Genomic DNA, 8678 nt, shown 5'->3' with positions numbered 1-8678 from the left:
AGCTGCAACTCGGCCGGCCGACTGTCACGCAGGGTCATGCCGAGGCTGTGCAGCCCCGTGGTGATCGTGGGACAACATCTCGCAAATAACGCGGGACGGTACAAGAGTAACAACGAACATCTGGCCGGAGGCCGAGGGTCTCGCGCTCCGCTGCCACATGGCTCGCCAGCCAGGCCGGAGCGATTCACCGTACCAAGGGCGGGGTCCACCTCTCAATCCGGATCGCCAACGAGGTCTCGACCCCGATTACGCCAAGGATACTCCGAATCGTTGTTTCATCGCCCCGGAGGGTGAAAGACATGTCGGGCTCGAACCCGTCTCCAGGCGGGACAACACAATCGAGGGCAGCGTTTTCACACTCGTACAACCCACAACGTGGCCCACTCCGATGCAACGTTTCGAACTGGAAGCGCTCGAGCACTGGCTCGAGACTGCCCAGTACATCCCCACCTTCATCCCTGAACATTCCGCTGCATTGCTGGCTACCCGGGAAGCGTGACCGGATAAACACCCCCCATGCAATGTCCTCTCGGAGTGTCTCGGCCTCGTCTTGACGCACGCCACCATTCTTCTCATAGCTGCACACGAGGGCGTCGTCGCGTGTCCGCTTGGCGAGGTCGCAGAACATGTACATTGGCATGATGTCATCTGCTTCGCTGGCCACCAACAGCAAGCTCGCCCTTGGGGGTTTGAAGCCTGATCGATAAATGGAAAGCAACGTGCCCACGCTCATATCCACTCGCGGGTAGCCCAGCGGCCCCATGTTGCGCCCCATTTTCGTGAGGAACCACCGATAAAACGGCGGCAGCGGTTGGCCAACAAACGCCTCCAGCTCGTCGATTTCCGCCAGCGAAGCTCCGACACAATGCGCGCCACACCCGGGCACGAGCCGCTCGAGAAGAGCTTCAAATTCAGTTTCTACGTGCATCGGCAAACTCCTCCTGCGGGCGCCCGGTGTTGACATTCTTTCGGGCGCTCGTCGGGACACATTAGCATCGTGAGGATAACCTGACAGGTCCCACATGGAGGTACAGCATTCGTGCCCCCGAACGAGCCCATGCGTGGCGCAGCGGTCGGGCTGTCGCGGACGTAGACCTGCACTGTCGCGGTGGGATCGGCCGATCGGTGCGTCCGCTCCGTCAGGCCGACAGGTCGGCCGCCGTGTTCGAGCGCGAGCAAGAGCATCTGTTGGGCCGCACAACGACCTGGTGGGTAGTGTGGTTCCTCCAAGTGCCCCTTGCGGAACTTCCGGTTGGCTGTGTTGAGATCTTTCCACTTCGCCGCAAACACCTTCTTGTCTGTAACAAATTTCTGAAATTCCGCACATTGATCGGGGAAGTCCGGAGGCTCTGCTTCGTGCAGCGAGCACTGCGCCACCGGTGTGTGCCATCCGGCCGGCATCTCGTCGCCCAATTCCTGGAGCTGAAACGACGAAGTCCCCGCGTAGACTTTGCCATCCTTACACCGAACAACTCCGAGCATCGCGCTGATCTCCACACCACTGACAGACTGGGGATTGACAGTCTCGGGCCGCAGCGCCGCCAGCTTGGCAGTGAGCGTGGCAACGGCCGTCGCGTTCCCGGACGCGCCCGCGCCTGCGATGTTCGCCTGCAGCTTCGCTCGAGCGGCTTCGTACTTCGCGCGAGCACGCGCTTCCGCTTCGGCACGCGCAGCTGCAACCCGCGCTTCTCGTTGGATCTGCGCTTTGGCAACGGCCCGACCGGCCGCCGCCGCGAGTAGGTCCGCGTCGCCCTTGGTGGCCGTGCTCTCCTCCAGCTTGCCAGCGGCACCGTGCTCTTTCCCGCACAGCGGACACACTTCGTCCCCAAACAACGCCGCCAGGCCCCCAGGCTGGAGTACTCCAACCATCGTCGCCGAGTTCGGCGTCCGGCCACTGGGGTCGCAGTTGTTGAGCATCGGGTCGCCCAGAAGGTGCACGTTCTTGCCCTCGAACTTCACGTCGAGCGAACCAGGCCCCACGAAGGTCGCCGGCCCATGAGTGTTCGCGGACACGAGCCCACCTCCTGTCCCTTTGCTTGCTGCATCACCGACCGATCCAAACGAGGCGCCCTTGATCGCCACGGGGTGGCCCTCGACCTTGACGTTCTTGGAGTAGCCCTTGGGGGACTCCCCGCTCTTGCCGACGTTGGGGAGAGGCGTGGGCACGAAGGGCGCCGGTGGGCCGGGCATCTTGCACACGTTGGGTACCGTCGCCGCGGCCACGCCCTTGCTGGCTTTGGTGACGGGACTCTTGGGTGGATTGACCGTAACGCTCATCGCCGTAGCTCGTCTCCTCTGTTGTCTACCCCAGCCTTGGGTCTTGCAGGATCATTGCACCTCGCAGGCCGCTCAGGGACCCCCCCAGGACCATCGCCCGAGGGCCGCGCGCGTACCCACGTACAAAAGATCGGACCGCCAAGACCGCCGCGAGGGGCCCCCACGCGGCGCCCACATCACCCCAGCAATCGCTGGGCGCGTCGTACTCGAGCGAGCGCCATAACCCGTGGGTGCGCAGGGCGACGAAGCCCCATTCCTCGCTCCGGTAGCGTTCGCCGTTGAGGTCGATGTAGATCGTGTCGACTTCCGTCTCGGCGAGGCCCGCGGCAGCCGACAGCACCGCGTGGGTCATGCCCACGCCGAATGATCCCATGTCGCTGTCTCGCAGCTGAGCTTCGTGGCCCGTGCCGACGCCGCCCAACACAGCCAGACTCGGCCAACGCAGCTGCCTTCGCCGATCCCCGCTGGCCAACACCATGCACCCAGCCCCCTCCCCGGGCACAAAGCCGTTTCGAACCTGTGGTTGGGCGAGCAGGCCCTGGCGATCCAGCCAAGCGATAGTATGGATATCGAGATAGCACTCGACCCCCACGATGATGAATGGCCCGTCCGCGCCACGCTCGTGCTCCTGCAACGCCCGCTGAACCGCCACAATGCCCCCAGCGTGTCCACGCCCCGCGACCTCGACAAATGCGTCAATTCCTTTGCCCTGAAAGTGGGTAAACACTGCTCGAGCAACCTCCGTGGCGTCGTCGTCCGAGAACCCCGGTCGGCCCTCCGGCAGTGAGAGCAGCACGTGCAGGCGGTCGGGCAACCCCCCCGCTGGGGTGAGCCTGCGCTCGACCTCGGCGAACACGCTCGCTAGCAGACCAAAGAGCCGAGGCCGGCCATTCAGTGTTGTTGCGAACTGAGCGTCGAACGCAGCCGTCACCGGCTCGCCGTTGGCCAACGCATAGGGGTACTCCTGCAGTCGCACGAGTCCAGCTCGGACAGCGGCCGCGCTGGTCTCGGCGACCAATCCTACGGGAGTTCGCGCGCCGACGGCAACGACCTCGAGTCGCCCGCTCATGACCGCACCTCGCGGATCCGAGAGACCCGGAGATCATCGACTTCAGGCGCCCGCACCAACAACGCGCTCTGCCATGTCATGATCAGCCGCCGTTGCTCGGGCTCGATGACGACGCTAGCAAGCTCGAAACCATGCTCGACGCTTCGCCTCGATATTCGAGTTGTCGCCGCGAACACGACGCGCGGCAGTTCGAATTCCAACGCCCCCTCGGGGGTGAGGTTGACCAGCCCGATCCGCTCACCGCCACGCAGTCGCGGTTGTGCCCGTTGATCGACTGGAGAACACAGCAAGTGGGTTGGATCGTAGTCGTCCGGCAACAGCGGGCGCTTGTGCGCGGCCCAGCGCTGATCGTAAGTGCCGGCGACCTCGCGCCGTGGCGACCAGTAGCTGGCGATCGCACCAAAGCCCGCGGGCCCGATCTTCGCCGGATCGCCCCGCGGGTAGAACACGCTCGGCGCGACCCGTCCGTGCAGATGCGCGGCGTGCTGTGCGATGCCAACACCGACCGGGTTCCGAGCATCGATGCGGTGTCGCTTGGGCTCGTCGTCGAGCATGTCCGATCCACCGTAGGCGCTCTCGTAGCGGATTGGGTGGGTGACAAAGGGGGCGGGTTCTGTCACGCGCAAGCCAGTCATGCCGAACGAATAGCGGCTCTGGCCGCGGACCAGGAGCGTCTTTTGGAGTTCCCCGATCCGCAGACTGACCCCGACTTCACGGATCGGTCGACCGCCAGCCGCGTGTGCGTGGGCGTTGACGATCACGTCGGTGCCGGGTTTGGGTCCGATGAGGTCAGCCTCATAGCGCAGACTCGAGCGCCCGGGGTCACCGAAGTACTCCGGCACATGTAGGGGATCGAGCTGCTCGTCGGCCAGGCCGAGCGTGCCGTCGGGTTTGAATTCGAAGGTCGCCTTCACGACTACCACCCAGTGATGCATGCCATCCTGATCACGAACCCAAGTTCGCTCGACGGCGTATGCGGTCTCGTTTTGGACAGCCCACATGGCGACTACCGAAGCGTCATGCCTCGCTGAAAATCGATGGCCTCGAGCTCGGCTAGTTCAGCAAGCTGAGCCTGCTGCGGCCCGGACAGCGCACGGGTACCAACCATGACGGTTCCACCTGTTCGAAGGCCAAGTTCGAGAGCGAGATTGTGTCGTCGTCGCATGGGGGCTCGCCACAGCGCATCCACGAGCACCCGGCCCGTGAGAGCGCGCCCACCGATGTAACGAAGCGAGGGTTCAAACCCGGGCCTTCGCTCCTGCCACCAGCGTGCAGTTGGCTCGGGCTCGGGGATCTGCAATCCGGCTTCGGCGGTCGGGATCAGATCACGGTTGAGGTCATCGTCTTGCAACCTCGGCAGCGTCTGACCTTCACCGTCGGGTGGTGGTGGCGCTCTCCAGAACCGGTCGTCCTCCGTGGACAGGCCCGCGATCGCGCAAACCACTTCAGCTGCGAGAGGGGCGATCTCGTCGTCGCCGAGTAGCTCGATACAACGATCGACCGCCGACACGCGCCCGCTGAACCCGAGAGCCCACAGCGCGTCAGCGCGGTGTTCGGGGCTGTCCACGAGCCCAAGCAAATGCTGCTGAGCCGCCGCGTCGCCCAGAAGGGCCACCCAGACCATCGCATCGCGACGAAACGGCGACTCCACCGGGATGAAGGCCCAGTAGACGGCCGACTCCCAGGCTCCGGGGACCTGCCGGATCAACGCCGTCTCCACGGCCGCGAAACGGAGCCCGGCGTCATCTGACTGAGCGAGTGGTGCGAGGCCCTCGAGCACCTGACGATCGGAACAGTAACGAACGAGACGCGCCGCAGCCAGAGCCGCGCCCGGATCATCGCCACCGAGAAGATGGCCCACCCAGCTGCCAACGGGAGCGCGACGTCGCGCGAGCACCTCGAGGAGCGCGGCGCAACCCACTCCGCCGCGACTCGAGTCGAGCACCTGCACCACCCTCGCGTTCAAGCTCGCATCATCGCTCAACTCTAGTGCTTTGATGATGCCGCGACGCTGTTCTTCGTCAGCTGCGCCGACGAGCACTTTCAAGACACGCTCTGGGTGCTGGCACGCCAGGGCCGCTGCGACGACCTTTCCGTAGTACGACCCTGGGTTCTCAACGGTCGGGAACAGCAAGCGCTCGGCGACGGCCGGCCCACCAACTTGGAGTCCATCGATGTGCGCGAGCAAGCGTCGTTCGGGACCCGCGGCGACCTCCGCCAGCGTGTAATTGGGGGCATCCAGCGCGGCCTCCCACAGCTCGAATAGAAACTCTGCCTCGTCAAGGTGCTCGGTCACGTCGTCCCAGAGGATCTCGTGCTCCGCGAGTTGGTAAAAGTCTGTGGCCACGGTCATCGCGTCAAGTCCCGAACGCACCACCTCGAGTTCCCGTCTCCGGCGGTCGCCTGCGCACGGAGACCTTGTATCACAGAGCGAGTGTGTCCGGTTGACGAAAGATATGTCGCTGGTGCTCGGCTGTGCTGACAAGAAGATGATCCAGCCGGCCCAGTATTAATCGTGGATGATCGCAAGCTCACCTGGCGCTAGCTTGATCAGGTGCTCGTCGGAGGGGGATCTGCGAACCGAGACCTCGACGTCGACGTTCTGACCTCGGCATTGTGCTGAAACCGCGATGTACTTACCAGTACTGCACGCCGAAGCGCTCGTTGATCGTGCCCATCTCCCGGTCGCCCTCGGTCCACGTCGGCCACATTCGCTCGTGCTGGCGGAACAGCTTCGTATGACCAACCTTCAGAAAAAGGTGCAGATACTCATGCCAGAGCAGATATCGCAGCGTCTCCGCCGAGACATCCGCGCTGTTGAGCAGGCGATTGACGCGGATCCGACCCTCGCCGTGTGGCGTCTCTGTTTCGTAGTAGGCCATCGCATACCAACCCTTGATCAGACGATGGGTCCACTCGATCTGAATCCCCCCACCGAGCTCGACCTCGGCCCCGAGACCCAGTAACTCACGCCCGCGCTCGAGGGTTTCCTTCATCAGAACATCCAAGTCATGCTGCCCCGGCCGCATCTGAATGTCCGAGGGTGGCTCGAACAGCGGCACCCCACGTACCCGACGGGTCGAGTCCTGGGGGAAGCGGAGTTCGTGGAGCGCGTCCTCGATCGCCGACGAGTAGTCTCGCAGGGTCGGGTAGATGGTCTTGGCCAAAGACGTGTAGCTGTCGGTCACCAACGTCGTCCGCGCTCGCTCGCCAAGGTCCTGATCACGGATCCGCTGGGCGACAAGCAGGGGATCGCAAATGCTACGATCAGCCAAGGCGTTGTGTTTCGGCCGGTCGCCACCGTCGAGCCAGTGGCCGACCAGGGCCTCGAAGTGGCGTTCGGGCAGCGTGGGGTCGTCGCAGTCACCAAAGTACTCGATATACTGGGTCTCGAGGTTGATGCGACCGCGGATCGACCGCCGGTAGAGATCGTCGAGCAACGCTTCCACACAGGGGACCTGATGTTCATAGACCGGAATGCTGGTGCAGATCGGATCCTCGTCGGGTTCTTCGCGCTCGAGCAGGTACCAGCCGTGTGAGATGATGTCGAAGACGTCGGCGCGCTGGTCGATCGGCGTCGCGTACAGGCGAGCCGCGGCGGAGCGGATCACGTCCCATGGCAACCATTCAAGAGCGGCCTCGACCACCTTCGCGGCTGCGGCTGGCTTTGGCTCCGCGATCGCAACGAGCTCCGGCATCAATAGATCGAAGGGGCGCTCCCAATTCGAGTAGGTGGCCCAACAGTCTTCAAAGCTGACCAGGTACGCCTCCGTGGTCCCGCCCGCGTCCGGACCACGAAGGGCACGGCCAACCATCTGCCGAAAGAGGATCTCGCTGCCTGTTGGGCGGGTCAGGAAGATGGTCTTGGCGTTGGGCACGTCCACCCCCTCCGTGAGCAGCTGGACGTTGACGAGCACCTCGAGGTCGCCGGACCGCAGCGCCTCGATGCGCTCGCTTGGGTCGCCCTCGGTGTTGTCCGGCCGATAGCTTGCGACGTAGTCGGCCCGAACCCCGTGTTCCCGCAACTGTGCAGCGAGCAACGCCGCGTGAACGACGTTGACGGCGAACATGATGGTGCAGCCGTATCGCTCGCGGTGGTCGAGATAGTGGCGGACGATCACCTTGTTGCGATCGGCCATGTCGGCAATCCGCTGCAGCCAGCGCTCACTCAGATCCTGAAACCGATAGGCGTGCGCGCGGTCGTCCTCGGTGATCCCCGCTTCGACATCCGCGTTTGTCTCGACTCGGACGAGCGTCGGGCGGGCCAGGATGCCACCCTCGATCAGCTCGCGGAGCGTGACCTGGTGAATGATGTTGCCACCGAACAGCCCCGACAACGTCGACCGCTCGGACTCGACCGTACGTGTCGGTGTGGCGGTGAGCCCGAGCAGGCGCCACGCCTGTTGTTTGCGGAGAACCTGGATCACGTCGCGGTAGGACTTCGCCGGGGCGTGATGGGCCTCGTCGATGACCACGAACGTACGAGGATTGTTGAGCAGCTCGTCGCGAATATCTTGGCTGTAGCGGAGGCTCGAGATCGACGCGATCACCACATGGTCGGCAGGATCGATCTGCGACGCCGAACAGTGCTCACCCGAGACCACGCGCACGCGTAGCTTGCCGATCTTGGGATCGACCATGGCTGCGGAAGTTTGAAACTCTGACGCCGCATGACGAAGTAGCTCGCTGCGATGCGCCAACCACAACACCTGCATCCCACGAGACAGGACTTCCCGGGCCAGCCACTGGACGGCCGTGAAGGTCTTTCCAGCCCCGGTCGGCATGACCAACATCCCCTGAAACACCTTCGTCGACTCGGCCTTGGCGAGGTTCGCCGACATTCGCTCCCACGCCGCGACCTGATGGCGGAAGGGCTTGCGCTGGTCAGGGACCTGCTTGGCGATGTCGAGAACGGCGAAGCGTGGGACGAAGCTATCGTCCATCACGTCGTCCGCATCGATGCTGGCACGATCTCCGAACTGGATCATCGCGGCGCGCAGCGTGGCTCGAAAGGTCTTCGACCGCCGCGTCTTGCTGATGTATTCGAGGTAGCCCGACTTGCTACGAGGACTGCCCAGCGGGCCGACCCCGGCATCTAGCAGTCTGTCGACGATGTGCTTCAGACCGGCGTAGTCGGGCAGCCAATGCCGGACGAGGACGTCACGGTGCTCCGACACAAACGCGCCCGTTGGCCGCTTGACCTGGCCGGCCAGGTAGTCGCGCGCGCTGAGTTCGTGGTGGTGGTCGCGGTCGTAGCCCTCCGCTTTGGCGAGGGCGGTCACGGTTTGATCGTCGAAGTGATCCCAGGTGAATTTGTATGCGGGCATGATGG

General features: G+C 64.0%; 6 protein-coding genes. All 6 read right to left on the bottom strand.

Annotated elements, in window-relative coordinates; translation table 11 throughout:
• Positions 1-184: 184 nt before the first annotated feature.
• Positions 185-928, bottom strand: a complete 744-nt coding sequence (locus DB30_RS10060; protein WP_146658424.1) for an SMI1/KNR4 family protein — start codon at positions 926-928, stop codon at positions 185-187.
• Complete coding sequence (locus DB30_RS42200) at positions 919-2277, bottom strand: PAAR-like domain-containing protein (protein ID WP_052548164.1); 1359 nt, start codon at positions 2275-2277, stop codon at positions 919-921. The genes DB30_RS10060 and DB30_RS42200 overlap by 10 nt, the downstream gene beginning before the upstream one ends.
• 25 nt (positions 2278-2302) lie before the next feature.
• Positions 2303-3346, bottom strand: coding sequence for a hypothetical protein (locus tag DB30_RS10050; RefSeq protein WP_052548163.1), 1044 nt, complete (start codon positions 3344-3346; stop codon positions 2303-2305).
• The gene (locus tag DB30_RS10045) at positions 3343-4347 is read right to left on the bottom strand and encodes a DUF2169 family type VI secretion system accessory protein (RefSeq protein ID WP_052548162.1); all 1005 of its coding nucleotides are present in this window, start codon (positions 4345-4347) and stop codon (positions 3343-3345) included. The genes DB30_RS10050 and DB30_RS10045 overlap by 4 nt, the downstream gene beginning before the upstream one ends.
• Positions 4348-4352: 5 nt before the next feature.
• Positions 4353-5831, bottom strand: coding sequence for a TIGR02270 family protein (locus tag DB30_RS10040; protein ID WP_146658423.1), 1479 nt, complete (start codon positions 5829-5831; stop codon positions 4353-4355).
• Positions 5832-5982: 151 nt separating this feature from the next.
• Complete coding sequence (locus DB30_RS10035) at positions 5983-8673, bottom strand: DEAD/DEAH box helicase (protein WP_052548160.1); 2691 nt, start codon at positions 8671-8673, stop codon at positions 5983-5985.
• Positions 8674-8678 lie beyond the last annotated feature (5 nt).

The sequence above is a fragment of the Enhygromyxa salina genome, from assembly GCF_000737335.2.
Lineage (GTDB): Bacteria > Myxococcota_A > Polyangia > Nannocystales > Nannocystaceae > Plesiocystis > Plesiocystis salina_C.
This window is presented reverse-complemented; position numbering and strand designations above follow the sequence as displayed.